The sequence below is a fragment of the Streptomyces sp. NPDC005181 genome (genome assembly GCF_040608395.1).
Lineage (GTDB): Bacteria > Actinomycetota > Actinomycetes > Streptomycetales > Streptomycetaceae > Streptomyces.
Genome location: NZ_JBEXID010000002.1, coordinates 122,083 through 148,655, shown reverse-complemented (window position 1 = coordinate 148,655; position 26,573 = coordinate 122,083). Strand labels below are relative to the sequence as shown.

The window sequence follows — 26,573 nt, the reverse complement described above, 5'->3', positions numbered from 1 at the left end:
GATTCGTTACTCAATCGGGTGAATCAGCGATCCATGGCGAGGATTCGTGGCGGGGATCAGCCCGGGTCGGCAGTCCGCACCCGCCCGAGCTGGAGATCCATGTCGGAGCCTCGTGTCAGAAGTCCGTGTCAGCCTGCGCGTAGTGCCATCGTCATCGCCTCCACCGCGAGCAGCGGGGCCACATTGCGGTCCAGCGCCCGGCGGCAGGCGATCACCGCCTCTATCCGGCGCAGGGTGCGCTCGGGTGTGGAGGACCGGGCGATCCGGTCGAGTGCGTCCCGGACATCGACATTGGAGAGCGCGATCTGTGAGCCCAGCTGGAGCGCCAGTACGTCGCGGTAGAAGCCGGTCAGATCGGTGAGCGCCAGGTCCAGGCTGTCGCGCTGGGTACGGGTCTTGCGGCGCTTCTGCTTGTCCTCCAGCTCCTTCATCACCCCCGCCGTGCCGCGCGGCATCCGGCCTCCGGCGACCGCGCCGAGCGCAGCCTTCATGTCCTCCGTCTCCTTGACGTCGACCTCTTCGGAGACCTGCTTCGCATCGTCGGCGGCGGTGTCGATGAGCTCCTGGGCCGCCTTCAGACAGCCGCCGATGTCCTCGACCCTGAGCGGAAGCCTGAGCACGGCCGCGCGGCGCGCGCGCGCCTTCTCGTCGGTGGCGAGGCGGCGGGCCCGGCCGATGTGCCCCTGCGTGGCGCGCGCCGCGGACGCGGCCCGCTCCGGATCGATGCCGTCGCGCCGGATCAGCACATCGGCGACGGCGTCGACCGGCGGGGTGCGCAGCGTGAGATGACGGCAGCGGGACCGGATGGTGGGCAGCACATCTTCGAGGGAGGGGGCACAGAGCAGCCACACCGTGCGGGGCGCGGGCTCCTCGACCGCCTTCAGCAGCACGTTTCCCGCGCCTTCCGTGAGCCGGTCGGCGTCCTCCAGGATGATCACCTGCCAGCGGCCCACGGCCGGGGAGAGCTGGGCGCGGCGGACCAGCTCACGGGTCTCCTTCACACCGATGGAGAGCAGGTCCGTGCGGACCACCTCGACGTCGGCATGCGTACCGACGAGGCTCGTGTGACAGCCGTCGCAGAAGCCGCACCCCGGTGCGCCGCCCATGGCGCGGTCCGGGCTGGTGCACTGGAGGGCGGCGGCGAAGGCGCGGGCGGCGGTGGACCGCCCGGAGCCCGGCGGTCCGGTGAACAGCCAGGCGTGGGTCATCTTCGACCCCGGCGGCACCCGCTCTCCGGCGGAGATGGCGGTGACCAGCGCATCGGCGTCCCGGGCGGCGGCGGCGAGCTGCTGCTGCACTCGGTCCTGGCCGACCAGGTCGTCCCATACGGTCATGGGTCACCGCCCTTCCGGTGGTCGTGTACGGCTCCGGCTTCCCATTGTGGGGGATGGGTCTGACAATCCCGGCGATCCGGTCCGTCCCCGGCCCCGGCCCCAGGCCCGGCCCCAGGCCCGACTACCGGCCGGGCCCCCGGCCGGCCCCGCTCAGCGGCGCGGGCCGCGTCCGCGTCCGGAGGTACCGGGGTCCTCGTCGTCACCGTCGTGATCACCGAGCAGCTCGTCCGCCAGCGTCGGCAGATCGTCCAGCGGGGTCTCCTCGGCCCAGTCCGGACGAGGCCGCCGACCGCGCGTCCGCAGCTCCTCGGCAGCGTGCGGGGCGCCGTGCGGACCGCTGACCTGCGGCAGCTCCCGGGTGCGCTCGCTCTCCCGCTCCGCTGCGGCGCCGGCCGGGCGCTCGTCCCGGAAGATGCCGCGCGGAACCCGGTCCGCCGGGTGCTCGTCACGAACGTCCCGGACCGGCGGAAGCACCGTCGTCTCGTCCGCGGCGCCCGCAGCATCCCGTGCCGAGGGACGCTCCGACCGGTCTGTGGCGTCGGGGATCTTCGGGAGCATCGCCGTCTCGGCCTCGGGCGACGGCGTGGCGACCGGCGACGGCACCGGCTGCGTCACCTCGTTCGGGCCGACCACCGGCGTCGGCACCGTCAGCTCGTTGTCCTGGACGGACGCGGACTCCGCTCGGGCAGCCCCCGCCGCCTCGGCCTCCGCCTGCCGCCGGGCCGCCTCGGCCCGCAGCAGAGCCTCCTCGGCCTTGCGCTGCTTCTCCAGCCGCCGCGCCTCGGCCTCCTTGCGGAGCCTGGCCTCCTCCTCGGCCTGCCTGCGCAGCCGGGCCTGCTCGGCTTCACGGGCCTGCTCCTCGGCCTCCCGCCTGACCCGCTCCTGCTCGGCGGCCCAGCGGGCCTCCTCCGCCCGCAGACGGGCCTCCTCCGCCTGACGCTCGGCCTCGCGCTGCCGCGCCTCCTCCAGCTCGCGGCGCTGACGCTCCTCCTCCTCGGCGCGGAGCTTGGCGAGCTGTTCCTGGCGCTCGCGCTCCAGTCGCTCCTCCTCCGCCTTGCGGGCCGCCTCTTCCTCGGCCTTGCGCCGGGCCTCCTCCTCAGCCGCCTTGCGCGCCTCCGCCTGGGCCTTGATCTCGGCCTCGGAGAGCGGCAGGAGCTGGTCGAGCCGGTGGCGTACGACGGTCGTGATCGATTCCGGTTCCTGGCCTGCGTCCACCACCAGATAGCGCGTCGGGTCGGCTGCGGCCAGCGTCAGGAAGGCGGCCCGTACCCGGGCGTGGAACTCGGGCGGCTCGGACTCCAACCGGTCGGGCGCCTCGGTGAACCGTTCCCGCGCAGTCTCCGGGTCGACATCGAGCAGCACCGTCAGATGCGGTACGAGGCCGCTCGTCGCCCACCGCGAGATCCGGGCGATCTCGGTCGGGGACAGGTCGCGTCCGGCGCCCTGGTAGGCGACGGACGAGTCGATGTAACGGTCGGAGATGACGATTGCGCCGCGCTCCAGCGCCGGACGCACCAGCGAGTCGATGTGCTCGGCGCGGTCGGCGGCGTACAGCAGGGCCTCGGCCCGGTTCGAAAGACCGGCCGACGACACGTCGAGCAGGATCGAACGCAGCCGCTTGCCGACCGGGGTCGCCCCCGGCTCGCGGGTGACGACGACCTCGTGGCCCTTGGCGCGGATCCACTCGGCGAGCGCCTCGGCCTGGGTGGACTTGCCGGCCCCGTCGCCGCCCTCCAGGGCGAGGAAGAAGCCCGTCGCTGCAGGCGCCACGGCCGGTTCGCCACCGCGCAGGGCCTCGCGCAGATCGCGGCGCAGCGGCACTCCGGACCGGTCGTCCGTCCGGGCGAGGACGACCGCGGCGACCGGCAGCAGCAGGGCGCCGATGAGCATCAGGGTGAAGGCGGCGCCGCCGTGTGCGAAGACGAAGTCACCGGCGGTCAGCCGGTGTGTGCCGATGGCGGCGGCCAGCAGCGGGCCCGCGACCGCACCGAGCGCGATCATGACCCGGACGACGGCCTGGAGGTGCTCGGTGGTCCTGGCCCGGCGGACCTCCTCGGTCTCCTGGTCCACGAGCGTGTGCCCGGTGTTCGCGGCGACACCCGCCGCGTATCCGGCGAGAACCGCGATGAACACCACGGTCGCCGTGTCCGGCACCAGGCCCATCGCGAGGAGCGCGATCCCGGTGACGGCGGTGGCGAGTGCGAGCAACCGGCGCCGCGACAGGGTGGGCAGCACCTTCTCGGCGGTGCGGATGCCGGTCCCTGTGGCGCCGGTCAGGGCGAGGATCAGCAGGGCGAAGGTGACGGGGCCACCACCGAGGTCGGCCGCGTGCAGTGCGGCGACGGCGGCCGCGGCGGCGATCGCTCCGGCGACCGCGGCGCAGGCGCCGACGATCAGTGAGACGGCGCCGGTACGGCCCCTGTCCGGGCCGTCGGCCGTGGACGGCCGGCGCAGGCCCTCCAGGGGCGAGCGCGGGCGGGGCGTCGGCGAACCGGGCAGTTCGAGGAAGTACAGGGTGGAGATCGAGGCGGAGAACAGCCCGGCCGCGACGTACGAACCGAGCGCTGCCTGGTGGAAGGAGAACCACTCCAGCCCCGCACCCAGCAGATTGCCGATGAGCGTGGCGACCAGCAGGACGGCCGCCGCAGCGGGCACGGCGGCGAAGTCCGTACGCACGGAGAGCCGGCGCAGCGCGTCGAGATGGTCCGGCAGCGGGCGTACAACGGCGCCCTCCGCGGGCGGGGCGGGCAGCAGCGCGGGCGCGGCGCTCTCCTTGGCGATGGTCCACAGCCGTTCGCCGACACCCGTGAAGAAGACGGTGATGAGGATCATCATGAGCGCCTTGTCGGGCATCCAGTCGATCCACAGCGGTGCGACGACGAGCAGCGCGAGCCGCAGCCCGTCCGCTCCGATCATCAGCCACCGCCGGTCCAGCGGTCCACCGGGCGCGGTGAGCGTCGTCAGCGGCCCCAGGAGTACGGCTCCGAAGAGGAGCGTGGCAAGGATTCGGGCACCGAAGACGGCGGCGACGGCAAAGGCCGCCCCGCGGTATCCGGATCCGAATGAGCCCTCAAGGACCGCCGCTTGCAGCGACAGCAGCACCAGCACGAGAAGGGCGAGTGCATCGCCGATACCGCCGACGAGCTGCGCGCTCCACAACCGCTTCAGCGGGGGAACACGCAACAGGGCTCGTACGGCGCGCTCGCGTGAGTCTGCGGCAAGTGTGTCGGAGGTGGGGCTCACGACCGTTGGCTGCTCGGCTCGCGTCATCCGCCCAGCCTATCCGGAGCGGCGCGGTCGCCGACGGCCCCATCCGAACATATGGGCGCCATGGACGGGGTTCAGGCGCCTGGGGCGCGGGTTCGGGCGACTGCTGCGGGCCTGTTCCCCACCCGCCCCATCCCGTTGCACCCCATGCCGGACGGGCTGAAAAGACGCAGGGCCCGGCACCTGGAAAGGTGCCGGGCCCCGGCGCTTGCACGTGCTCAGCCGTCAGCCGACTGTCATCAGTCCTCGGCGGGGGACGCCGCAGCCGCCTTCTTGGCCACGGCCTTCTTCGCCGTCGTCGCCTTCTTTGCGGTCGTCTTCTTCGCCGCGGTCTTCTTGGCCGCCGTCGCGGTCGTCTTCTTCGCGGCCGTTTTCTTCGCGGCCGTCGTCTTCTTCGCGGCCGTCGTCTTCGCCGGGGCCTTCTTCGCCGTCGTCTTCTTCTTGGCGGGTCCCTTGGCGCGCTTCTCCGCGAGGAGCTCGTAGCCGCGCTCCGGCGTGATGTCCTCGACGCTGTCGTCGGTCCGCAGCGTCGCGTTCGTCTCGCCGTCGGTGACGTACGCGCCGAAGCGCCCGTCCTTGACGACGACCGGAGCACCGCTCACCGGGTCCGTGCCCAGTTCCTTCAGCGGCGGCTTGGCGGCAGCGCGCCCGCGCTGCTTGGGCTGGGCGTAGATCGCGAGGGCCTCTTCGAGCGTGATGTCGAAGAGCTGGTCCTCGGAGGTGAGCGAACGCGAGTCCGTGCCCTTCTTCAGGTACGGGCCGTAGCGGCCGTTCTGCGCGGTGATCTCGACGCCCTCGGCGTCCTCACCGACGACCCGCGGCAGCGACATCAGTTTGAGCGCGTCCGCCAGCGTCACCGTGTCCGGCGACATCGACTTGAAGAGCGACGCGGTCCGCGGCTTGACCGCGTTCTTGCCGGTCTTCGGCGTGCCCTCGGGCAGCACCTCGGTGACGTACGGACCGTACCGGCCGTCCCTCGCGATGATCTGGTTGCCGGTGATCGGGTCCGCACCGAGCTCGTAGTCACCGCTGGGCTTGGCCAGCAGCTCCTCCGCGTACTCGACCGACAGCTCGTCGGGTGCCAGGTCCTCCGGCACGTCCGCGCGCTGGTGACCCTCTGCGTCCTTCTCACCACGCTCGATGTACGGGCCGTACCGCCCGACGCGGAGCTTGATGTCGTTGCCGACGGGGAAGGAGGAGATCTCCCGGGCGTCGATCGCGCCGAGGTCGGTGACGAGCTCCTTGAGACCGCCGAGGTGGTCGCCGTCACCGTTGCCCGCGGCGGAGGCCGCGCCACTGACGGTGTCGTCGCCCTTGCCGAAGTAGAAACGCCTCAGCCACGGCACGGACTGGGCCTCGCCCCGCGCGATGCGGTCGAGGTCGTCCTCCATCCGCGCGGTGAAGTCGTAGTCGACGAGCCGGCCGAAGTGCTTCTCCAGCAGGTTGACCACGGCGAAGGAGAGGAACGACGGGACGAGCGCCGTGCCCTTCTTGAAGACATAGCCGCGGTCGAGAATGGTGCCGATGATCGAGGCGTACGTCGACGGGCGGCCGATCTCGCGCTCTTCCAGCTCCTTGACCAGCGAGGCCTCGGTGTAACGGGCCGGCGGCTTGGTCGCGTGACCGTCGGCCGAGATCTCGTCGGCGGACAGCGCGTCGCCCTGGGCGACCTGCGGCAGCCGCCGCTCACGGTCGTCGAGTTCGGCGTTCGGGTCGTCGGCGCCTTCGACGTAAGCCTTCATGAAGCCGTGGAAGGTGATCGTCTTGCCGGACGCGGAGAACTCGGCGTCCCGGCCGTCGCTCGCCCGGCCGCCGATCTTCACGGTGACGGAGTTACCGACCGCGTCCTTCATCTGGGAGGCGACAGTCCGCTTCCAGATCAGCTCGTAGAGCCGGAACTGGTCGCCGGTCAGGCCGGTCTCGGCGGGCGTGCGGAAGCGGTCGCCGGAGGGGCGGATCGCCTCGTGCGCCTCCTGCGCGTTCTTGACCTTCCCGGCGTACGTACGCGGCTTCTCCGGCAGGTAATCGGCGCCGTACAACTGCGTGACCTGCGCCCTTGCCGCGGAGATCGCGGTGTCGGAGAGGGTCGTGGAGTCCGTACGCATGTAGGTGATGAAGCCGTTCTCGTACAGCTTCTGCGCGACCTGCATGGTGGCCTTGGCCCCGAAGCCCAGCTTGCGGCTCGCCTCCTGCTGGAGGGTCGTCGTACGGAACGGGGCGTACGGGGAGCGGCGGTACGGCTTCGACTCGACGGACCGTACGGCGAACGCGGAGTCGGCGAGAGCGGCGGCCAGGGCCCGGGCGTTCGTCTCGTCCAGGTGCAGCAGCTGCCCGGAGGCGGACTTCAGCTGTCCGTCCGGGCCGAAATCGCGGCCCTGGGCGATCCGGCGACCGTCGACCGCGCTGAGGCGGGCGGTCAGCGTCGACGGGTCGGAAGCGTCACCGGTACGGCCGGTGGCGAACGTGCCGGTCAGGTCCCAGTACTCGGCGGAACGGAAGGCGATGCGCTCGCGCTCCCGCTCGACGACGAGGCGGGTCGCGACGGACTGGACGCGGCCGGCCGACAGCCGCGGCATGACCTTCTTCCACAGGACCGGCGAGACCTCGTAGCCGTAGAGGCGGTCGAGGATACGGCGGGTCTCCTGGGCGTCGACCATGCGCTGATTGAGCTCGCGCGGGTTGGCCACCGCCTCCCGGATCGCGTCCTTGGTGATCTCGTGGAAGACCATCCGGTGGACCGGGACCTTCGGCTTGAGCACTTCCTGCAGGTGCCACGCGATGGCTTCGCCCTCGCGGTCCTCATCGGTGGCGAGGAACAGTTCGTCGGACTCGGCCAGCAGCTGCTTGAGCTTCCTGACCTGCGCCTTCTTGTCCGCGTTGACGACATAGATGGGCTGGAAGTCGTGCTCGACGTCGACGCCGAGCCGACGGACCTCGCCGGTGTACTCGTCCGGCACCTCTGCGGCGCCGTTCGGCAGGTCACGGATGTGCCCGACGCTCGCCTCGACGACGTATCCGGGGCCGAGGTAGCCCTTGATCGTCTTCGCCTTGGCAGGCGACTCGACGATGACGAGTCGGCGGCCGCCCTGTGCGGTCTCGCTGGTCGGGGACAACTTCGCTCTTCTCTCCGGTCGACACTCAGATGGGCATCCGGGCAGCGCGATGACGCTGCCGACGGTGCTGTCGCTGCGGAGTGTGACGGTACAACCCGCCCCCGTGTCAAACGGCAAAAGCCCGCAACGGCCACTCGAACGGTAACCCGACTTCCGCCATTCCTGCCGCCCGGAGTGCCCGTTACGCGGTCCGCACGGTCGCTGCCTGCGGGTTTCGGGGCGCGGTGGCCGCGCTGTGGCCGCCGGGGGAGAGAGGCTCGGGCCCCGGGCGTGTTCGCGGGCCCGGACCCGGTGGCCGCACGGTCGGGGACACGGCGGGAAGCCGGTGGCGCCGGGCCGGGGAATGGATCAGATGCGAGTGAAGCACCACACGCCGAGGACGAGGAAAAGTACGCCGAACAGAGTGGCGAGTGCGGTGGAGACGACGGGGCTCACGCCGTGAGCGACCGGCGCGCGATGTGCCACACGCGCCCCCGTCCATACCAGCAGCGCGGCCCCGAACAGCGCGAACGCCGCCCCGGCGAAGATCGCAGGTCCGCTCTCCATGTCCGTACGCCTCTCTGTCTCCGCCCGGCACGGAGCCGGTGCCCACGTCGAGTCACCTCGCGTCAGGGGGAGGCTGCCACGCACGGACGTCGTCGACACGAACCCGGGGTGAACTCCAGCACCGCGGCCCGTGGCGGCGGTCGGCAGCGGCGCTCCGCGGCAACGGTCGGCCCCGCGGCCGCGTAGGAGGGCCACACCTGATGGCCACACCCGATGGCCGTGCGCGATGGCCGGATTCACATCACATCGAGCGTCGCGCGTCGCCTGCTGCCGCGTTCGAAGAACGCCAGCAGGACAACGGCGAGCACCGCATACCCGGCCCCCGTCGCCAGCTCGGCGCCGAGCCGCCCCCGGTCGAGCCCACCCCCCGCGGACAACTGCCGGGCGGCCTCGGCGGCATGGGTCAGTGGAAGTACGTCCCCGAAGGCCCGCATCCACCCCGGCAGGGACGCGCGCGGCACATTCGCCCCGGTGAGCAGAAGGAGTACGGAACTCGCCACGTTGGACACCAGGAACACATCGCGGAAACGCAGGCCGAGCGCCCCCAGGGCGAGCCCGAAGGCTGAGTAGCCGGCCGCGGCGGCGACGAGCACCGCGCCAAGGCCGGGCAGCGAGCCAACCGGAATCCGCAGTCCCAGCAGGAGGCAGGCGGCCGTGAGCGTGAAGACGCTGATGAGGAGGCCGTTCAGTACATAGGGCAGAGCGCGCCCGAACCAGAGCGGAGCCCGGTGTCGAGGGCTCAGCAACACCGCGCCGAGCGTGCCGTAGCGGCACTCGTTGGCGATGGCCATGGTGCCGCCGTAGACGCAGGCGGTGGAAGCGGCGACAACGGCGTTGCCCAGCAGGTAGAAGCGGTCGTCGGCGACACCGAGCTGCCGCCCGAGGAAGACGAAGAACAGCAGTTGCAGCAGCGGTCCGACCAGCAATGTGCCGATGAACATGGGCGGCGTCGTCCAGTTGAACAGTGCCCGGTACGAGAGGGCACCACCGATCACGACGAGTCGCAGCGCACGGACGATACGCCGAGCAAGGTGAGGGAGCTGGGAGAGCATGCGTCGAAACTCCTGGGTCTCAGGCGAGGGAGAGGGTGGCAGCGGCTCGCGCACGGCGTTCGACCCGCCCCAGGACGAGCACGGCGACCAGCGCATAGACCGCGCCGAGGGCGAGGGCGACGGCCATCGGGGTCAGCACCTCGCCGATGGCCGCACCACCCGATGTCGCCGCGTGCACGGCCCGCGAACCCCAAGTCGTCGGCAGCGCCCAGGAGACCGGACGTGTCCAGTCCGGGAGCACGGTGACGGGCACGAGCATCCCGGACAGCAGCCACACGGGCGCATCCAGCGGGTTGGCGAGCGCGTTGGCGTTGCGCAGCAGGACGAACGTAGCGGCGAGCAGCAGCCCCATCATTCCGAGCGACAGGACGCACACCGGTACGGCCACCAGAAAGAGCAGCGGGTGCGCGAAGTCGAGGGGCACGTCGAAGAGCACGGCACCCCAGACCACGGTCGCGCCCATGGCGTACGTACCGATGACGGCCGTGGCCAGGGTGATGGGCAGAAGGACGAGGGAGAGCGGTGTGGGCGAGCTGACCAGCGTCTCCAGGGTGCCGAGCCAGCGCTGGTTCTGTACCGCTCCGCCCGATCCGAAGAGCACCGAGGACCAGATACCCATCAGCCCCGCGCCGACGGCTGCGGTGAGCAGCGGGTCGGGGTATTCGGCGGCGCGGAAGAGATGGACGGCGAGGGTCGCGTACACGAGGGGTACGAGGACTGCGAAGGTGATTTCGAGCGGTGAGCGGCTCATGTACGAGACATGGGTCCGCACCCCGACGACGGTCAGGCGGAGGGCCCGCGACACGGTCATACCGCGGCCTCCTCGGACCGGGCGGCCGTCGCGGTGCGGGACTCGCCGCCCGCACCGCCGCCCGCACCGCCGTCCGTGCCGCTCTGCGCCTCCTCGGCTTGCTCAGCCTCCTCGACGATCGCGATGTACGCGTCTTCCAGGGTGGGTTCACGGGTGACGACCCGTCCGATCCGGATCCCGTCGAGCGCTGCCAGGACCTGCGCGTGCAGCTCCGCGCCCCGCTCCGTCTGCACCATGACGGCCTGCCGGCTGCCCCGGTCCTCGGCCGCCACCCCGCGTACGCCCGGCAGCTCCCGGATGCGGTCGAGGTGCTCGCCGGCCGCCCCGTACGCCTCGATCTCCAGGATGTCGCGCTCCTGCACCCGTGACTTGAGCCGGTCCGGGGTGCCCAGCGCCCGGATCGTGCCGCCCGCGATCACCGCGATCCGGTCGCACAGCTCGTCGGCTTCGGCCATGTAATGGGTGGTGAGCAGGACGGTGGTGCCACCGGTCCGCAGATCGGCGACCGTACGGCGCAGATCGCGCGCCGCCACCGGGTCGACACCGATCGACGGTTCGTCGAGGAAGAGGACATCGGGCTTGTGCAGCAGGCCGCGGGCGATGTGCAGACGCTGCCTCATCCCGCGTGAGTAGCCCTCGACGCGTTCCCTCTCCCGGCCGGCCAGGCCCACCAGATCGAGGAGTTCGGCGATCCGGCGCTTCTGGTCGCGTGGCTCGACCGCGTACAGCTCGGCGAAGTAGCGCAGGTTGTCGAGAGCGGAGAGCCGGTCGTACAGGCCCCGGTCGCCGCCGAAGACGTAACCGATCCTGCGGCGTACGGCCACGGGGTCGGACGCCACGTCATGTCCGAGGACGCGGGCGGTGCCGCAGGTGGGCAGCAGCAGCGTGTTGAGCATCTTGATGGTCGTGGTCTTGCCCGCACCGTTGGGGCCGAGCAGTCCGAACAGCTCACCGCGCGCCACCTCGAAGCTGACGCCGCGCACGGCCTCGGTCGCGGTGCGGCGGGGACGCAGAAAACCGGTGCGGCTGGTGTAGGTGCGGCGGAGATTCTTCGCCTCGATCGCAAGCATGGCGGGGACGCTAGGCCCGCCCGTACCGCACCCGCCATCAATTCGGGGGCTGCCGAATCGTCGTTCGCGTCCCGGCCCGGTCAGGACACGGCGCGCAGCACGTCCTCGCCCGACAGCAGCGCGAGCAACGCCCGGCCGGTGTCGGTGAGCTGGTAGTAGACGCTGCGCCCGACCCGGTGGCGGGTGACGACGTCCGCGTCGGCGAGGACGGACAGATGCTCGGAGACCGTGCTCGGTGCGAGGCCGAGCCGGTCGGCTATCCCGGCCGTGGTGAGCGGTCCGCCGAGCTGGCGCAGGACCGATGCCCGGCCCCGCCCGAGCAGCACACCGAGCCGGTCGGTGGCCTCCGGTCCGGCCACGGCCCGCTCACGCAGCGCGCCCGCGCCCCGGGCCTGGAAGGAGACGGCGAGGATCTCGGGATCGTCGGTGGAGTAGAGCCGGCAGCCCTCGGCGAAGACGAGCGGCACGAGCAGGAGCCGCCGCTCGCCCGCGCGGTACTCGGCGTCGATGTGTTTGGTCAGCTCAAGGACGGGTGGGGTCCACCTGGCCCGTGCCTCCAGCCCGGCGAAGAGCGCGTCGATGCCTTCGGTCGCGAAGGTCCGGGCGCGGATGAGGACTTCGTCCTCGACGAGGCGACGCATGGTCGGCCAGTGCGACGCCAGCGCGCCTTCCCAGTACGCGGCATACGCATCCGCGAGTGCGGCGCAGGCAGCCTCGGGGTCATTCAGATAGGGGCGGATGCGGGGATGGTCCTCCAGCCCCGGATAGTGCTCCTCGACCCCGGCCCGTACGGCCTCGGGCGGCGTCGCCCGGATGGTGTCCAGCTCCGTCTCGACGGACGAGGCTCCGGCCGGAAGGGGAAGCAGGAAGTCCGGGAAGTTCGCCGGGCCGTCGATCAACAGCTGCAGCGCCGCGGTCCGGTCGTCCTCGCGCAGCACCTCACGGGCCCGTACGGCCCACTCCTCGTACGGCCAGGAGGGCGTGCGCTGCGGCCGGGCCAGATGCAGGCTGCAGAAGGCGTCCCACAGCGGACTGATGGCGATCCGGGTCGCACCGAGCGTCGTCTCGTCCAACTCGATCCGGATCACGGCGCCCCCACCGTCCCCTCCTGCCTCATCACATCTCCCCGCCCGTCGACGTGCACCCCGTCAGGCCTGCCCCGCCGGTTCCAGGAACCCCTCCCCCACCAGCAGCCGGATCGCCTGCGGGGTGCGGTCGCGCAGCAGCACCGGGTCCTCGTTCATCAACTGGGCGATGGCATCCAGGATCCGGCCCGCGGGCAGTGTCCCGTCACAGACGCCCGCGAAGCCCGCGCCGACCGCGTCGACCTTCGTCGCGCGCCGCATGCCGCGGTTCTGACGCAGCACCACATGCTCGGGATCCTCCGCGCCGGGCAGCCCGACCTGCTCCTGCATCACCTCCGGTGCCAGCGTGAAGTGGTCGGCGAGGAGAGCCGCGTCGTCGTGGGTCCGCAGGTAGTCCTGACGCGCGAAGTGGGCCTCCACCGCCTCGCCGAGCGGCTGCTCCACCGGATGCGGCCACTCCTCGATCACGATCGACGGGTTCTCCACGGCCGATGCCGACTTCCGCAGTGTGATCCAGCCGAAGCCGACACCCTTCGTCTTGCGGGCCTCGAACTCGTCCAGCCAGGCGTCGTACCGCGCGGCGTACTGCGCGGGGTCCGTGCGGTGGTCGCCGCTGTCGCGCAGCCACAGCTCCGCGTACTGCGTGATGTCCTGCATCTCGCGCTGGACGATCCAGGCGTCGCAGCCACGCGGCACCCAGGAACGCAGCCGGTCCGGCCACTCCTCGCCGTCGACGTGCTGCCAGTTGGCGAGGAAGTGTGCGTACCCCCCGTCGTTCAGCCGGTCGCCGGCCTGCTGCACCAGCGTCCGGCACAGGTCGTCGCCGCCCATGCCGCCGTCGCGGTACGTGAGGCGGGCGCCGGGCGAGATGACGAACGGCGGGTTGGAGACGATCAGGTCGTACGTGTCGGAGCCGACCGGCTCGAAGAGGGAACCTTCGCGCAGATCGGCCGGTGTGGCACCGGACAGGGCGAGGGTCAATCGGGTGAAGACGAGCGCCCGGGGGTTGAGGTCCGTGGCCGTGACCCGGGTTGCGTGCTGCGAGGCGTGCAGCGCCTGGATGCCGGAGCCCGTACCGAGGTCGAGCGCGGAGGCGACCGGCGTACGCACGGTGATCCCGGCGAGCGTGGTGGACGCCCCGCCGACACCGAGGACCACCCCCTCCTCGTGCGAACCGATGCCACCCGCGCCGCCGACCGCGCACCCCAGATCGGAGACGATGAACCAGTCCTGGCCCTCGGGCCCGCTGTACGGCCGCACATCGACGGTGGCCCGCACTTCGTCGCCCTCCTGGACCACCCAGCCGTCCTCCACGCATTCGGCCAGCGGGAGCGCGGTCCGGGCCCGCTCGTACGGAACAGGCCGCTGAAGCAGGAAGAGCCGCACCAGCGTGTCGAGCGGGGCGTCACCCCGGGTGGCACGGAGCGCCGGAACCGTCTCGCTGCGGGCGAGCGCGGCATAGGCGGGCGCGCCGAGCAGGTCGAGGAGCCCGTCGGCGGTGAAGGATGCGGCAAGCAGGGCTTCGCGGAGCCGGGGCGAACGGTCGGGCGCGGGGAGGCTGGTCGTACTCACCCGCCCATTGTGGCCGTTCCCACCGACAACGGCACCGGCCCGGCAGCCACCTGGGCCGCCGGGCCGGTCGTGCGGCTGCCGGTTACGACTTCTTGCTGGGCGAGGCGGACGGCTTCGGGGAAGCCGACTTCTCCGGCGCCTTCGACGCAGGGGCGGTCGGCGCGACCGAAGTCTTCGGCTTCTGGCAGCCGGGCTGCTTGGCCATCGCGGCGCCGACCTCGCCGGACTGGAGCTTCCGCAGCGCCTCGTCACCGTTGGTGCTGATCTTGTTCAGCTCGTCGGCGATGCCCTTCAGACCGTCGGCGAACTTCGCCTGGTCCTTCGTGTTGAGCTCGTCGACCTTCTTCTGCAGGTTCGCGTATGCCACCGAGGAGGCGTTGAGCTCCTTCACGGCCTCCTTCTGCGTGGTCTCACCGCCATCGACCGGCGGTGCGCCCGCCGAATCCACCGCTGCGCCCAGCGCCTTGTACGCCTGCGAGATCTGCTGGAAGGCGGCCGAGTCAGTCTTCTGGACGTCGGCGGGCTTGCTGTTGTCGGCAGTCTGCTGCTGGATGGCGGCGTTGGCGTTCGCGATCTTCTGCAGCTGGGGCTGGACCTGGTCACAGACCTTCTTGGCCCAGTCGTTCACCTTGTTGTCGCTGCTGCTGTCGTCGCTGCAGCCCGACAGCGCAAGTACGAGTACCGCACCGCCGGACAGTGCGGCTGCAAGCTTCTTGTTCACCGGATCGGTCCCTTCCAAGGCTCTCGGCCCCGGAACTTACACGCCGGAAGACCTCCATCCGGATGCCGGGCGTCCAGTGAGTGACCTTTTGCAGCCATTTGCACCAAGGGAAATGAGGGAGATACCACTCACGCGCGAACGGGTGAACGAGTCGAACAAGCGAACGCTTTGAACAGACGAAGGGGTGGGCGGCACATCGGAATGTGCCGCCCACCCACCCTTTGCCCAGCTGCCGCCGACGGTCCGACCGGCTGCCGGTCAGCTGCTGTCTGCGGGCTGCCGCGTCGTTCCCGGCGTCCGCCTCACGAAACGGCCGCCCTCAGGAAACAGCCGCCGGATCGGTCGACTCGGCGGTCCTGCCGCCGTCCTCGTCGTCGTCGCCGGAATCACTCTCCTCACCCACGGCGATCCCACGCCGCTTGGAGACATAGACCGCGCCGACGATGACCGCGATGGCGAGCACCGCCACCACCGCCCGCACACCCGCGCTCGCGTCCGCCCCGTAGCTGAACTGCACCACCGCGGGGGCGATGAGCAGCGCCACCAGGTTCATCACCTTGAGCAGCGGGTTGATCGCCGGTCCCGCCGTGTCCTTGAACGGGTCGCCGACCGTGTCGCCGATCACCGTCGCGGCGTGGGCGTCACTGCCCTTGCCGCCGTGATGACCGTCCTCGACGAGCTTCTTGGCGTTGTCCCAGGCGCCCCCGGAGTTGGCGAGGAAGACCGCCATCAGCGTCCCGGTGCCGATCGCGCCCGCGAGATACGAACCGAGCGCCCCGACGCCGAGACTGAAGCCGACCGCGATCGGTGCGAGCACCGCAAGCAGTCCGGGCGTGGCGAGCTCGCGCAACGCGTCCTTGGTGCAGATGTCGACGACGCGTCCGTACTCCGGCTTCTCGGTGTAGTTCATGATCCCGGGGTGCTCGCGGAACTGCCGCCGCACCTCGTAGACCACGGCCCCCGCGGACCGGGACACCGCGTTGATGGCCAGACCGGAGAAAAGGAAGACGACCGCGGCACCGAGGATCAGCCCCACCAGGTTGTTGGGCTGCGAGATGTCGAGGCTCAGTCCCAGCTCTCCGGCGCCGGCCCCGACGTCGTCCACCGCCGTGGCGATGGCATCGCGGTACGAGCCGAACAGCGCCGACGCCGCGAGAACGGCGGTGGCGATGGCGATGCCCTTGGTGATCGCCTTGGTGGTGTTGCCGACGGCGTCCAGGTCGGTGAGGACCTGGGCACCGGCGCCGGTGACATCGCCGGACATCTCGGCGATGCCCTGGGCGTTGTCGGAGACCGGACCGAACGTGTCCATGGCCACGATCACCCCGACGGTGGTGAGCAGCCCGGTCCCGGCGAGTGCCACCGCGAAGAGCGCCAGCATGATCGACGTTCCGCCGAGCAGGAACGCCCCGTAGACGCCGAGGCCGATCAGCAGGGCGGTGTAGACGGCGGACTCCAGACCGATGGAGATCCCGGCGAGCACAACGGTCGCCGGACCGGTCAGCGAGGACTTGCCGATGTCCCGGACGGGGCGCCGGTTGGTCTCGGTGAAGTAGCCGGTGAGCTGCTGGATCAGCGCGGCCAGCACGATGCCGATAGCGACGGCGACCAGGGCGAAGATGCGCGGGTCACCGCCGTGCGAGGTGATGGCACTGTCGGTGACGCCGTCCAGATCGGCGTACGAGGACGGCAGATAGACGTAGACGCCCACTGCCACCAGGACGAGCGAGATCACCGCGGAGATGAAGAAGCCGCGGTTGATGGCGGTCATCCCGCTGCGGTCGGCGCGTCGCGGAGCGACCGCGAAGATCCCGATCATGGCGGTGATCACGCCGATCGCCGGCACGATCAGCGGGAAGGCCAGTCCGGCGTCGCCGAAGGCGGCCTTGCCGAGGATGAGCGCGGCGACGAGGGTCACGGCGTACGACTCGAAGAGGTCGGCCGCCATGCCCGCGCAGTCGCCGACGTTGTCGCCCACGTTGTCGGCGATGGTGGCGGCGTTGCGCGGATCATCCTCCGGGATGCCCTGCTCGACCTTGCCGACGAGGTCGGCGCCGACGTCGGCGGCCTTGGTGAAGATGCCGCCGCCGACCCTCATGAACATGGCGATCAGCGCGGCACCGAGACCGAAACCCTCCAGCACCTTGGGCGCGTCGGCGGCATAGACGAGGACCACGCAGGAGGCACCGAGCAGCCCGAGCCCCACCGTGATCATGCCGACCACGCCACCCGTACGGAAAGCAATCTTCATCGCCCGGTGCGACACAGCGGTGAGATCTTTTTCCGGTTCTCCCTGTGCCGGAGTCGCCTCACGGGCCGCTGCAGCCACTCGCACATTGCTGCGTACGGCAAGGCGCATGCCGATGTACCCGGTGGCTGCCGAGAAGAGCGCACCCACCAGGAAGAACACCGAACGGCCTGCACGCTGCGACCAGTTGTCGGCAGGCAGCAGCAGAAGCAGGAAGAAGACCACGACGGCAAAGATGCCGACCGTCCGCAGCTGCCGGGCCAGATAGGCATTCGCGCCTTCCTGGACGGCTGCCGCGATCTCCTTCATACGGTCGGTGCCCTCACCGGCCGCCAGTACCTGGCGCACCAGCAGCCTGGCGACGATCAGTGCGGCGACGGCCACGGCGGCGACGACGATCACGATGACGCGGTTGTCATCGGTGAGTACCGCGGCCGCGAGTGAGGTGGGTCGGTCGGAAAGTGCGGAAACTTCGGGCAGTTCTGCCAGTGGTGTGTTGAAGAACCCCGCCATACGTCCTCCTCGACGCTCAGCGCTCAAGACGTGGACGGATTGTAGGGAGCAGATCTTGATCAAAACAGAGCGCGGTAAATGTAATTGACCTTCTATCGCAGATCGGCAAATGATCGCATTCTCGGATTGAGCCGAATGCAGTAATGGGGCAGACACATTGCCCGTTGATCAATGATCAAGAAGAAATGAAAAAAGGCCCTGCTCAGCAGGGCCTCGAAGAACGGATCAAGCGTTGCGCGCCGGGTGGGCCGGGACGGGCCGACCGGCCGTCGCGCCTGCGGCGCCTCAGGGAGCCGGTGGTGCGGGCGTCTTCGGCCAGTTCATCCGGATCACTCCGCCGTCGGCTGCCGATCTGACTTCCACATCATCGACGAGGCCGCTGATCACCGCGAGACCCATCTCGTCCTCGCCCTCCGCGTCAACCTCGGATTCCGGTTCATCGCGCCCCCCGCCGGGCGTGGCGCCGCGCGTCCCGGACTCCGTTGCGGACCCGGATTCGCCGCCCGGGCCCGGCACCTCGTCGCCGACCTCGACAGAGAACGACTTCTCCTCCTCGGTCAGGACGACCTTGATCGGAGCGGTGATGCCATGGCTGCGGTGCAGCCCGACAGCACGGCTGCAGGCCTCACCGACAGCGAGCCTGACCTCGTCGAGCACTGCCTCGTCGACCCCGGCCCGGCGCGCCACTGCGGCCGCCACGAGACGGGCCGTTCTGACGTGTTCGGGCTGGGCGCTGAAGCGGAGTTCAACGGTGGCCATGCGATCCCCCTCAGACGTACGGGCGTGCATCTCAGGGGCCCGGGCGTGCCGCCCGGTACCCCTGCTCTCTTCCTCCGGAAGCCGGCGGAGCCACCGGCCGACCGACGGCTTGTCGCCGGCAGCCCGGTCCGGCCACCGGCAGCCGACAGCCCGGCCCGGCGGGCCGGGGGTCCAACGGACCGACGCCCCACCGAACGGACTGTCTGCCGAACGGGCTGCCTGCCGGACCGGCCTTCGGCCGATCCGGCCGCGGACCGACCTCAGTCGGTGGCCGCGACAGCCTCGTCGACCGTGGTGTGAATCGGAAACACCTTGGTCAGACCGGTGATTCGGAAGATTTTGAGAATGCGCTCCTGGTTGCAGACCAGGCGCAGCGAGCCCTCATGGGCCCGGACACGCTTCAAGCCACCCACGAGCACGCCGAGGCCGGTGGAGTCGAGGAAGTCGACACCTTCCATGTCGACAACCAGGTGGTAGCTGCCGTCATTCACCAACTCGACCAACTGCTCGCGCAGCTTGGGCGCGGTATACACATCAATCTCGCCACCGACCTCGACGACCGTACGGTCGCCACCAGGGCCGGACACATTGCGAGTCGACAAGGACAGGTCCACGGATCCTCCAGCACCTTGCTATCGAGCGGTCGCCCCTCGGTCTCCCCGACGGAGCCAGGGGACGGATCGCCAGCCGCGATGGCATTCAATCACTTACCAGCAGCCATGCACGACGCCTTGGGACCATTGTCCGTCACGGCGGTGACACACTCGGTACCGATGGCCAAGAATCACCGCCCCAGCCGACCACCCGAGAGCGGGGACTCGCGCCCCTCTCCCGCCATGGTCCTCGACCGGCTCGCCGCAGGGGCGGGTCGGTCCGCGCGCATCACTCATACGGAGCACTTGCCCCCTCGTACGGGAACCCATGCCATCTGGCCGGATCGCATCCGGCCAGAAGTGATCGCCGCCATCCGGGAAGCCGGGATCGACCACCCGTGGACGCACCAGGCGGCCGCCGCGGAGCACGCCCTGGACGGCGAATCCGTCGTGATCGCCACCGGAACCGCCTCCGGCAAGTCGCTCGCCTACCTCGCCCCGGTCCTCAGCACCCTGCTCGACGGCTCGGAGGCCCCCAACGGCCGCGGCACGACCGCCCTGTATCTCGCACCCACCAAGGCCCTGGCCGCCGATCAGCGACGTTCGGTGAAGGAGCTCGCGGCGCCGCTCTCCAACGGGATCAGGCCTGCGGTCTACGACGGCGACACCCCGGTCGAGGAACGCGAGTGGGTACGCCAGTACGCCAACTACGTCCTGACCAACCCCGACATGCTGCACCGCGGGATCCTGCCGTCCCACCCCCGCTGGTCCTCCTTCCTGCGCGCCCTGCGCTTTGTCGTCATCGACGAGTGCCACACCTATCGCGGCGTCTTCGGCTCGCATGTCGCCCAGGTGGTGCGCCGGCTCCGCCGCCTGTGCGCCCGCTACGGGGCCGATCCGGTCTTCCTGCTCGCCTCAGCCACCGCGGCACAGCCCTCGGTGGCCGCGGGCCGTCTGACGGGTCTCCCGGTCAGGGAGGTCGCCGACGACGCCTCGCCCCGCGGCGAAATGGTCTTCGCCCTGTGGGAACCGCCGCTGACCGAGCTGCACGGCGAGAAGGGCGCCCCCGTACGCCGTACGGCCACCGCCGAGACCGCCGATCTCCTCACCGATCTGACCGTCCAGGGCGTCCGCTCCGTCGCCTTCGTACGCTCCCGGCGCGGCGCCGAGCTCATCTCCGTCATCGCCAAGGAACGACTCGCCGAGGTGGACCGCTCGCTGCCCGCCCGGGTCGCCGCCTACCGCGGGGGATACCTCCCCGAGGAACGCCGCGCCCTGGAACGCGCCCTGCACTCCGGCCGCCTGCTGGGCCTGGCCGCCACCACCGCCCTCGAGCTCGGCATCGATGTCTCGGGCCTGGATGCCGTCGTCATCGCCGGCTATCCCGGCACCAGGGCGTCGCTGTGGCAGCAGGCCGGACGCGCCGGACGCGCCGGGCAGGGCGCCCTGGCCATCCTGGTGGCCCGCGACGACCCGCTGGACACTTTCCTCGTCCACCACCCCGAGGCGCTGTTCCAGCAGCCCGTGGAGTCGACCGTCCTCGACCCGGACAACCCGTACGTCCTCGCCCCCCATCTGTGCGCGGCGGCCGCGGAGCTTCCGCTCACCGAGAGCGACCTGGAGCTGTTCGGTCCTGCCGTGGCCGAGCTGCTGCCGCAGCTGGAAGCCGCGAAGCTGCTCCGCAAACGGGCGTCGGGCTGGCACTGGACCCGCCGTGAGCGGGCTGCCGATCTCACCGACATCCGTGGCGAGGGCGGCCGCCCGGTCCAGATCGTCGAGGAGGGAACCGGCCGGCTGCTGGGCACCGTCGACGAATCGGCCGCGCACACCGCCGTTCACGACGGAGCCGTCCACCTCCACCAGGGCCGCACCTACCTGGTCCGGAAACTGGATCTGGAGGACTCGGTGGCCCTGGTCGAGGAGGCCGCCCCGCCGTACTCGACGACTGCCCGTGACACCACCTCCATCGCCGTCCTGGAGACCGACACCGAGATCCCGTGGGGTGACGGGCGGCTCTGCTACGGCTCCGTCGAAGTCACCAACCAGGTCGTCTCCTTCCTGCGTCGCAAACTGATCACCGGCGAGGTCCTCGGCGAGACCAAGCTGGACCTGCCTCCCCGCACGCTGCGCACCCGCGCCGTGTGGTGGACAGTCACCCAGGACCAGCTGGACGCCGCCCGCATCAACCCGGAAATCCTGGGCGGCGCGCTCCATGCGGCCGAGCACGCGTCGATCGGAATGCTGCCCCTCTTCGCCACCTGTGACCGCTGGGACATCGGCGGCGTCTCCGTACCGCTCCATCCGGACACGCTGCTGCCGACGGTCTTCGTGTACGACGGCCATCCCGGCGGTGCCGGATTCGCCGAGCGGGCCTTCCGCACCGCCCGTGACTGGCTCACCGCCACCCGCCAGGCCATCGCATCCTGCGAGTGCGAAGCGGGCTGCCCGTCCTGCATCCAGTCCCCCAAGTGCGGCAACGGCAACGATCCGCTGCACAAGCGGGGCGCCGTACGCCTCCTCGGCGAGCTCTGCAGGTCCGCCCCACCGGACCCGGACGGGCCGGGGGAGCCGGGGGAGCCGGGGGAGCCGGAGGGCCCGGAGCGGTCCACGGAGAGCCGGACGGCCCCGAAGCGGTCTCCGGAACGGCCTCCGGCGGCCCCGCCCGGGACCTGACCGTCGGCGTGTACGGCCCGAACCGCACCTGGGCCGTCACATCGGCGACCTCTCCCTGCACAGCACACCGCACCACCACCGCCCCCTGAGCCCCGGCCACCTCTTCGGCTGCCCGGCACGCCGCCTCCGTCCCCCGCAGGGCCCGGTCGGCGGCTGCCAGGGCCGCCAGGTCCGCCGCCCCGCCGGCCCGGTGCCGGGCGACCACCACTTGTCCGAGCGCGAGCACGACCGCGAAGACCGCGCACAGTGCGGCCGTGGTCATCGCCACCCACACAGTCGCCACCCCCCGATCTCCTTCCCCGCACCGTCGCGACCCCGAGATGCACCGCACCCGCCATATCCGCCATGCCTGCCGCATCCGCCGCGGGGCCGTCTGCCCCGCACCGACGCCCTCCTCCCCCGTCACGGCGCCGCCCCCACCATTTCCTCGGCCAGCGCTGCCGCTTCCGCGCTCAGCGTCAGGGTCAGCGGGCCGGGCCCGGGCGTCGGCGCGGTCACCCGGACCCGCCACAGCTCCCCGACCCGTTCCAGATCGACCTTCGCCCGGTCGGGTGCCGCCGAACGGGCGGCTGCCAGCACCTGCGCCTCCGGTTCGGAGCGGGCCGCCGCCCGCGCCCCGGCCCTCGACGCATCCACACACCGGATCTGGGCGGAGGCGGCCATCAGCGCCCAGACCAGGGCCAGAGCGAACAGCGCCAGCACCGGAATCACCATGGCCGCCTCCGCCGTCACCGCACCCCGGTCGCCTCCCCCTCCGCCACCTCCGGCCTCGCCGCTCCCGGGACGCCGCCTCTCAGAACTTCGCATCGAGCGCGTCCTTGAGGAGCGACTGCAGCGCCGTCATGACAGGCGGACTGGTGACCACCTTGTAGAGAACCGCCGCGAACGCGCAGGCCGCGATCGTCCCCACCGCATATTCGGACGTCGTCATTCCGCCGTCCGACCGGGCTCGGCGCACCATGCCGCGCACCCAGCCCCTGATTCGCTGTGCCATTTCAACCCCCAAGAGTTCGATTTAAATCGAATGAACACTTATTGCCGCCTTTGTCTCAACCGGTGTGCAGCAGTCCGGTCGCCAGGCCGATGACCACGGGTGCCACCCCGACGGCCAGAAAGGCGGGGAGAAAGCAGAGCCCCACCGGTGCCGTGATGAGCACGCTGGCCCGCTGGGCGCGCGCCACCGCCGCGCTCGACCGTTCCGCCCGCATCGCCTCGGCCAGCCTGGAGACCGGCTCCGCCGCGGGGGCCCCGGTCGAGCCCGCCCGCTCCAGACAGCGGGCCAGCGCACCGGCACCCGGTATCTCGCCGAACCTCCCCCAGGACACGGCAGGTTCACCTCCCAGCCGGATCTCCGCCGCCGTCCGCGCCAGCCGTTCGCCGACCGGACCGCCGAGCGACTCCCCCACCGCCTCGGCCGCCTCACGCGGCCCGGCTTTGGCCGAGATGCAGGCCGCCAGCAGATCGGCTGCCAACGGGAGCTGCTGTGCGGTCTCCGCCACCTCCGCTGCAGGCACGCCGGGTCTGCGCCGATGGCGCGTCCGCTGCCACCGCCACGTGCCGTACGCCGCCGCCAGTCCGGTCGCGCACCCCCATGGACCACCGACCAGGATCCAGCCGGCCACCACAGCGCTCAGCGGTGCGGCCAGTTCCTTGGCCCGGGCCCCGGACACCGACTGCCTGCGCCGCCGCTTGCCGGGGTCGACCGCCAGCAGCAACGCGCCCCGGCGACGCACCGTCCGCTCCCGCCGCCGCGCGGCCAGGGCGAGAGCCGGATACGCGACCGCGCCCAAAACCACCCCCAGCAGCCCCGACCCGCGGGCAAGGTGCACGGCCTCCCCCGTCACCCAGCTCATGCGGCCTCCCCTGCCCGTACGATCCGGCGGGCCCAGAGGAGACCGGCCGTTTCCAGCAGACCGCCGACCGCCAGGCAGACCAGCCCGGCCGGACTGTGCAGGAGCACGCGCAGCGGGTCGGCCCCGAGCGCCGCCCCCAGCCCCAGACCCAGCACCGGCAGCAGCGCCAGCACGGCCACCGTCGACCAGGCACCCGCCAGCTGCGCCCGCAGCTCCTCCCGCCGGCGCCGCTCGGCCCGCAACGCTCCCTCCAGGCGGTCCAGACCGGCCGCCAGCCCGGCCCCTCCGTCCACCGCGACCCGCCAGCACGCCGCCACGCCGGCGAGCCCTTCCAGGCCCGGCTCGCGCGCCGCCTGCCCGAGCGCCGCCGGCACATCGCCACCGAACCGCGCCGCAGCCGACACGGCGGCCTCCGCCGCCCCCATCGCTCCGGTGCCGCGCACGGCGACCAACAGCGCCTGCCCCGGCTCGTGCCCGGCCCGCAGCTCGCCCACCACGGCACCGCACAGCGCCACCACCGCGTCGGCCCGGCGCTCTCGCTCCCGTCGCCCGGCCCGCTTGCGCAGCCACCGCCGTACCAGCGGCACCGCCACCGCGCCCGCGACGACCGGCAGCAGGGACTCCCCCAGCACGGCGAGCACCAGCGCCACCGGCAGGCAGAGCCACTCCCTGCGCCCCCGGAACATCCCGCCGCACCGCTCAAGGACCCGCTCCCAGCAGCTCCGCGGCCCCGACTCGCCCACGCCGTCGGCGAACAACACCCTCGCCCGCCGCAGCCCTTGGTCCTGCCCCACCGCCAACCAGGCAGCCGCCCCCGCGCACACGGCCATCGTGTACGTCGCGTACTCCGCCGCCTCCGCCGACAGTCCTCCGGTCACAGCGCACCCCCGATCAGCGACCGCAGCCGCTCCCAGCCCCGGTCCCGGGCAAAGCCGTCGGCGCCCCAGCGCAACGCGGGGACCGTCACCACCAGACCGGCCGCGTCCCGCTCCAGCACATGCACCTCGGCGATCCTTCGCAGCCCGGCCCGGTCCCGTACGAGATGGACCACCACCGACAGCGCCGCCGCCAACTGACTGTGCAGCGCCACCCGGTCGAGTCCGGCCGCTGTCCCGAGCGCCTCCAGACGAGCGGGGACATGCTCTGCGGCGTTCGCGTGGACCGTGCCGCAACCGCCCTCATGGCCCGTGTTCAGCGCGGCCAGCAGCACCGTCACCTCGGAACCGCGCACCTCCCCCACCACCAGCCGGTCCGGCCGCATCCGCAGCGCCTGACGCACCAGGTCCTGCAGGGTGACCCGGCCCGCTCCCTCCTGGTTGGCAGGGCGCGACTCCAGGCGCACCACATGCGGGTGGTCCGGCCGGAGCTCGGCCGAATCCTCGGCGAGCACGATCCGCTCCCGCTCCCCGACGGCGCCCAGGAGGCTCGACAGCAGCGTGGTCTTCCCCGCACCCGTGCCACCACTGATCAGATACGAGACCCGGGCCTCCACCAGCGCCCGCAACACCCGGTCCCCGCCCGGCGGTACGGTCCCCGCCTCGACCAGTTCCAGCAGCGAGAAGGCTCTGGGGCGCACCACCCGCAGCGACAGGCACGTGGAACCGACGGACACCGGCGGCAGCACCGCGTGCATCCGCGTCCCGTCCGGCAGCCGGGCGTCCACCCAGGGCCGGGCGTCGTCCAGCCGTCGCCCGGCGACCGCAGCGAGCCGCTGCGCCAGCCTGCGCACCGCCGGAGCGTCCCGGAAGGTCACCCCGGTGAGTTCGAGCCCGCCGCCCCGGTCCACCCACACCCGGTCCGGCGCGGACACCAGCACGTCCGTGACCGCGGGATCAGCAAGCAGCGGTTCCAGCACGCCGGTGCCGACCAGTTCGCCGCGCAACTCCTCCGCCGCGCCGAGCACTTCGGCATCGCCGAGCAGCCTGCCCTGGGCGCGCAGCGCGGCCGCCACCCCGGCCGGGGTCGGTGCTGCGCCGCTCTGCGCCAGCCGCTGCCGCACGGCGTCGAGCAGTGCGTCGGTCATGACACTGCTCCCCCGGCGACGCCTCCGGCCAGCGCCCGCTCCCAGAACGCCGTACAGAACCTGGCCAGCGGGGAGCGTGCGCTGCCGCCGGGCGGCGCCCCACCGTCCTGAGCAGCGAGCAGCCCCGGCTCCAGCGGGAGTTCACCGGCGAGCGGCAGCCCCAGCGCATGCGCCACCCAGCGCTCGTCCAGACCCGCCGCGTACGGACCGCGTGCCACCACCCGCAGATCGCCCAGGACCATCCCGGCCATCGACGCCACCCGCTTCGCCGCCGCTACCGCCCGGAGCTCGCCGGGGACCACCAACAGCCCGAGGTCCAGCTGAGCGAGCGCCTCGGCCACCGACTCGTCGACCCGGCGCGGCAGATCGACGACCACCACCCCACCGAGCCTGCGCGCGGCCGCCAGCACCGCCGCCATGGCCGGTGGCGGAACCACCACCCAGTCGTCACGGCCCCAGCTGAGCACCCGCAGCCCGTGCAGTGCGGGCAGCGACTCCTCCAGGGCGCCACCGCCCACCCGCCCTTTGGAATGGGCGAAATCCGGCCACCTCATCCCCTCGGCGCGCTCGCCACCGAGCAGCACATCAATGCCGCCGCCCAGCGGATCGCCGTCGATCAGCATGGTCCGCCGCCCGCTCCTGGCTGCGGCCACGGCGAGCGCGCAGGCCAGCGTCGACGCGCCGGCGCCGCCTCGTCCGCCGATCACTCCGACGGTGAGCGCCGGCCTGCCCACACCCTCCGCCGCATTGGCGATCTGATCGACGAGCCAGCTCTCCGCGTCAGGCAGCCGCAGCACATATTCCGCCCCGATCTCCACGCCCTGCCGCCAGACGCCCGGGGCATCCTGGTCGTGACCCACGAGCATCACGCCCTGTCTGCGCACGGCTCCACGGCATCGCGGAGCCGCGTCGTCGCCCACCAGAACCATCGGGGCCCGCTCCCAGCGGCCTCTGCCTTCGGGCACCGTGTGGTGAACCTCGGGCTCCGCTCCGGCGGCCGCACACAGCCGCAGCAGATCGTCGAGCAGTTCCACATCCTCGGTCACGATCAGCGGTCCGCCGCGCCGCTCTTCGGCGACCGGCAGACGATCCCGTGCGATGGATTCGGCCACGATCTCCGCCCCCTTCTCACTGCACCTTCACCGCGGTTTCGCGGCGATCTCGGAGCCCTCCGAGATCGGCGATATCCGGAACCCACGGACTTCGCGGGTGGAATCACCGTGCAACGCTTCGGGAAATCGTGTGGATCTTGCTCAAAAACTGTGGACAACTCCACCGCTGTGAATATCTCCGTCACCCATACCGGCGACTTCCGGAGAGCAGCACTTCCGTTACACCCT

At 71.5% G+C, this 26,573-nt stretch carries 20 protein-coding genes and 1 pseudogene; 1 reads left to right on the top strand and 20 read right to left on the bottom strand.

Going from position 1 to position 26,573, the window contains the following annotated elements; genetic code table 11:
* Positions 1 to 128: 128 nt before the first annotated feature.
* The 13 genes from ABZV38_RS02585 to ABZV38_RS02525 form a co-directional block, all read right to left on the bottom strand.
* Positions 129 to 1,334 carry a DNA polymerase III subunit delta' gene (locus ABZV38_RS02585; RefSeq protein ID WP_356323739.1) on the bottom strand — a complete coding sequence of 402 codons (1,206 nt, stop codon included), beginning with the start codon at positions 1,332 to 1,334 and terminating at the stop codon, positions 129 to 131.
* Positions 1,335 to 1,484: 150 nt separating this feature from the next.
* Complete coding sequence (gene tmk / locus ABZV38_RS02580) at positions 1,485 to 4,604, bottom strand: dTMP kinase (RefSeq protein WP_356323737.1); 3,120 nt, start codon at positions 4,602 to 4,604, stop codon at positions 1,485 to 1,487.
* Between the two features lie 236 nt (positions 4,605 to 4,840).
* Positions 4,841 to 7,714, bottom strand: a complete 2,874-nt coding sequence (gene topA, locus ABZV38_RS02575) for a type I DNA topoisomerase (RefSeq protein ID WP_356323735.1) — start codon at positions 7,712 to 7,714, stop codon at positions 4,841 to 4,843.
* Between the two features lie 348 nt (positions 7,715 to 8,062).
* Positions 8,063 to 8,260: a hypothetical protein gene (locus tag ABZV38_RS02570; RefSeq protein ID WP_356323733.1), complete on the bottom strand. Its 198-nt coding sequence runs from the start codon at positions 8,258 to 8,260 to the stop codon at positions 8,063 to 8,065.
* 236 nt (positions 8,261 to 8,496) lie between these two features.
* The gene (locus tag ABZV38_RS02565; protein WP_356323731.1) at positions 8,497 to 9,312 is read right to left on the bottom strand and encodes an ABC transporter permease; all 816 of its coding nucleotides are present in this window, start codon (positions 9,310 to 9,312) and stop codon (positions 8,497 to 8,499) included.
* A gap of 19 nt (positions 9,313 to 9,331) precedes the next feature.
* Entirely contained in the window at positions 9,332 to 10,123 is a 792-nt protein-coding gene (locus tag ABZV38_RS02560) for an ABC transporter permease (protein WP_356323729.1), read from the bottom strand.
* Positions 10,120 to 11,193 (bottom strand): ABC transporter ATP-binding protein, encoded by a 1,074-nt coding sequence (locus ABZV38_RS02555; RefSeq protein WP_356323727.1) that lies wholly within the window; start codon positions 11,191 to 11,193, stop codon positions 10,120 to 10,122. The genes ABZV38_RS02560 and ABZV38_RS02555 overlap by 4 nt, the downstream gene beginning before the upstream one ends.
* 80 nt (positions 11,194 to 11,273) lie before the next feature.
* On the bottom strand, positions 11,274 to 12,281 hold the full coding sequence (locus ABZV38_RS02550; protein WP_356323725.1) for a helix-turn-helix domain-containing protein: 1,008 nt from the start codon (positions 12,279 to 12,281) through the stop codon (positions 11,274 to 11,276).
* Positions 12,282 to 12,341: 60 nt separating this feature from the next.
* A complete protein-coding gene (locus tag ABZV38_RS02545) occupies positions 12,342 to 13,850 on the bottom strand; it encodes a class I SAM-dependent methyltransferase (RefSeq protein ID WP_356323723.1) in 1,509 nt (502 codons plus the stop codon).
* Positions 13,851 to 13,932: 82 nt separating this feature from the next.
* Complete coding sequence (locus ABZV38_RS02540) at positions 13,933 to 14,571, bottom strand: small secreted protein (protein WP_356323721.1); 639 nt, start codon at positions 14,569 to 14,571, stop codon at positions 13,933 to 13,935.
* A gap of 319 nt (positions 14,572 to 14,890) precedes the next feature.
* Complete coding sequence (locus ABZV38_RS02535) at positions 14,891 to 17,332, bottom strand: sodium-translocating pyrophosphatase (RefSeq protein WP_356323719.1); 2,442 nt, start codon at positions 17,330 to 17,332, stop codon at positions 14,891 to 14,893.
* A gap of 285 nt (positions 17,333 to 17,617) precedes the next feature.
* A complete protein-coding gene (locus ABZV38_RS02530) occupies positions 17,618 to 18,091 on the bottom strand; it encodes an ATP-binding protein (protein WP_356323717.1) in 474 nt (157 codons plus the stop codon).
* A 260-nt stretch (positions 18,092 to 18,351) separates the two neighbouring features.
* Positions 18,352 to 18,705, bottom strand: a complete 354-nt coding sequence (locus ABZV38_RS02525) for an STAS domain-containing protein (RefSeq protein ID WP_003967428.1) — start codon at positions 18,703 to 18,705, stop codon at positions 18,352 to 18,354.
* 78 nt (positions 18,706 to 18,783) lie between these two features.
* On the opposite strand from ABZV38_RS02525, the gene ABZV38_RS02520 reads away from it, so the two are divergent.
* Entirely contained in the window at positions 18,784 to 21,357 is a 2,574-nt protein-coding gene (locus ABZV38_RS02520; protein ID WP_356323715.1) for a DEAD/DEAH box helicase, read from the top strand.
* 40 nt (positions 21,358 to 21,397) lie between these two features.
* On the opposite strand, the pseudogene ABZV38_RS02515 reads toward ABZV38_RS02520, so the two are convergent.
* The 7 genes and pseudogenes from ABZV38_RS02515 to ssd form a co-directional block, all read right to left on the bottom strand.
* Positions 21,398 to 21,619: pseudogene (locus tag ABZV38_RS02515) on the bottom strand (Rv3654c family TadE-like protein); the annotation flags it as partial.
* A gap of 140 nt (positions 21,620 to 21,759) precedes the next feature.
* Positions 21,760 to 22,164 carry a TadE family type IV pilus minor pilin gene (locus tag ABZV38_RS02510; RefSeq protein WP_356323713.1) on the bottom strand — a complete coding sequence of 135 codons (405 nt, stop codon included), beginning with the start codon at positions 22,162 to 22,164 and terminating at the stop codon, positions 21,760 to 21,762.
* On the bottom strand, positions 22,151 to 22,351 hold the full coding sequence (locus ABZV38_RS02505) for a DUF4244 domain-containing protein (protein ID WP_356323711.1): 201 nt from the start codon (positions 22,349 to 22,351) through the stop codon (positions 22,151 to 22,153). The genes ABZV38_RS02510 and ABZV38_RS02505 overlap by 14 nt, the downstream gene beginning before the upstream one ends.
* 55 nt (positions 22,352 to 22,406) lie before the next feature.
* Positions 22,407 to 23,210 carry a type II secretion system F family protein gene (locus ABZV38_RS02500; protein WP_356323708.1) on the bottom strand — a complete coding sequence of 268 codons (804 nt, stop codon included), beginning with the start codon at positions 23,208 to 23,210 and terminating at the stop codon, positions 22,407 to 22,409.
* Complete coding sequence (locus ABZV38_RS02495; RefSeq protein ID WP_356323920.1) at positions 23,207 to 24,040, bottom strand: type II secretion system F family protein; 834 nt, start codon at positions 24,038 to 24,040, stop codon at positions 23,207 to 23,209. The genes ABZV38_RS02500 and ABZV38_RS02495 overlap by 4 nt, the downstream gene beginning before the upstream one ends.
* A 44-nt stretch (positions 24,041 to 24,084) precedes the next feature.
* A complete protein-coding gene (locus ABZV38_RS02490; protein ID WP_356323706.1) occupies positions 24,085 to 25,233 on the bottom strand; it encodes a TadA family conjugal transfer-associated ATPase in 1,149 nt (382 codons plus the stop codon).
* On the bottom strand, positions 25,230 to 26,279 hold the full coding sequence (gene ssd, locus ABZV38_RS02485; RefSeq protein WP_356323918.1) for a septum site-determining protein Ssd: 1,050 nt from the start codon (positions 26,277 to 26,279) through the stop codon (positions 25,230 to 25,232). The genes ABZV38_RS02490 and ssd overlap by 4 nt, the downstream gene beginning before the upstream one ends.
* Positions 26,280 to 26,573 lie beyond the last annotated feature (294 nt).

Bases quoted from the DNA above. Each gene is read 5' to 3' on its own strand.
- ABZV38_RS02585 (WP_356323739.1), bottom strand. From the start codon at position 1,334: ATGACCGTATGGGACGACCTGGTCGGCCAGGACCGAGTGCAGCAGCAG.
- tmk (WP_356323737.1), bottom strand. From the start codon at position 4,604: ATGACGCGAGCCGAGCAGCCAACGGTCGTGAGCCCCACCTCCGACACA.
- ABZV38_RS02570 (WP_356323733.1), bottom strand. From the start codon at position 8,260: ATGGAGAGCGGACCTGCGATCTTCGCCGGGGCGGCGTTCGCGCTGTTC.
- ABZV38_RS02565 (WP_356323731.1), bottom strand. From the start codon at position 9,312: ATGCTCTCCCAGCTCCCTCACCTTGCTCGGCGTATCGTCCGTGCGCTG.
- ABZV38_RS02560 (WP_356323729.1), bottom strand. From the start codon at position 10,123: ATGACCGTGTCGCGGGCCCTCCGCCTGACCGTCGTCGGGGTGCGGACC.
- ABZV38_RS02555 (WP_356323727.1), bottom strand. From the start codon at position 11,193: ATGCTTGCGATCGAGGCGAAGAATCTCCGCCGCACCTACACCAGCCGC.
- ABZV38_RS02535 (WP_356323719.1), bottom strand. From the start codon at position 17,332: ATGGCGGGGTTCTTCAACACACCACTGGCAGAACTGCCCGAAGTTTCC.
- ABZV38_RS02530 (WP_356323717.1), bottom strand. From the start codon at position 18,091: ATGGCCACCGTTGAACTCCGCTTCAGCGCCCAGCCCGAACACGTCAGA.
- ABZV38_RS02520 (WP_356323715.1), top strand. From the start codon at position 18,784: ATGGCATTCAATCACTTACCAGCAGCCATGCACGACGCCTTGGGACCA.
- ABZV38_RS02510 (WP_356323713.1), bottom strand. From the start codon at position 22,164: ATGCGAAGTTCTGAGAGGCGGCGTCCCGGGAGCGGCGAGGCCGGAGGT.
- ABZV38_RS02505 (WP_356323711.1), bottom strand. From the start codon at position 22,351: ATGGCACAGCGAATCAGGGGCTGGGTGCGCGGCATGGTGCGCCGAGCC.
- ABZV38_RS02500 (WP_356323708.1), bottom strand. From the start codon at position 23,210: ATGAGCTGGGTGACGGGGGAGGCCGTGCACCTTGCCCGCGGGTCGGGG.
- ABZV38_RS02495 (WP_356323920.1), bottom strand. From the start codon at position 24,040: ATGGCCGTGTGCGCGGGGGCGGCTGCCTGGTTGGCGGTGGGGCAGGAC.
- ABZV38_RS02490 (WP_356323706.1), bottom strand. From the start codon at position 25,233: ATGACCGACGCACTGCTCGACGCCGTGCGGCAGCGGCTGGCGCAGAGC.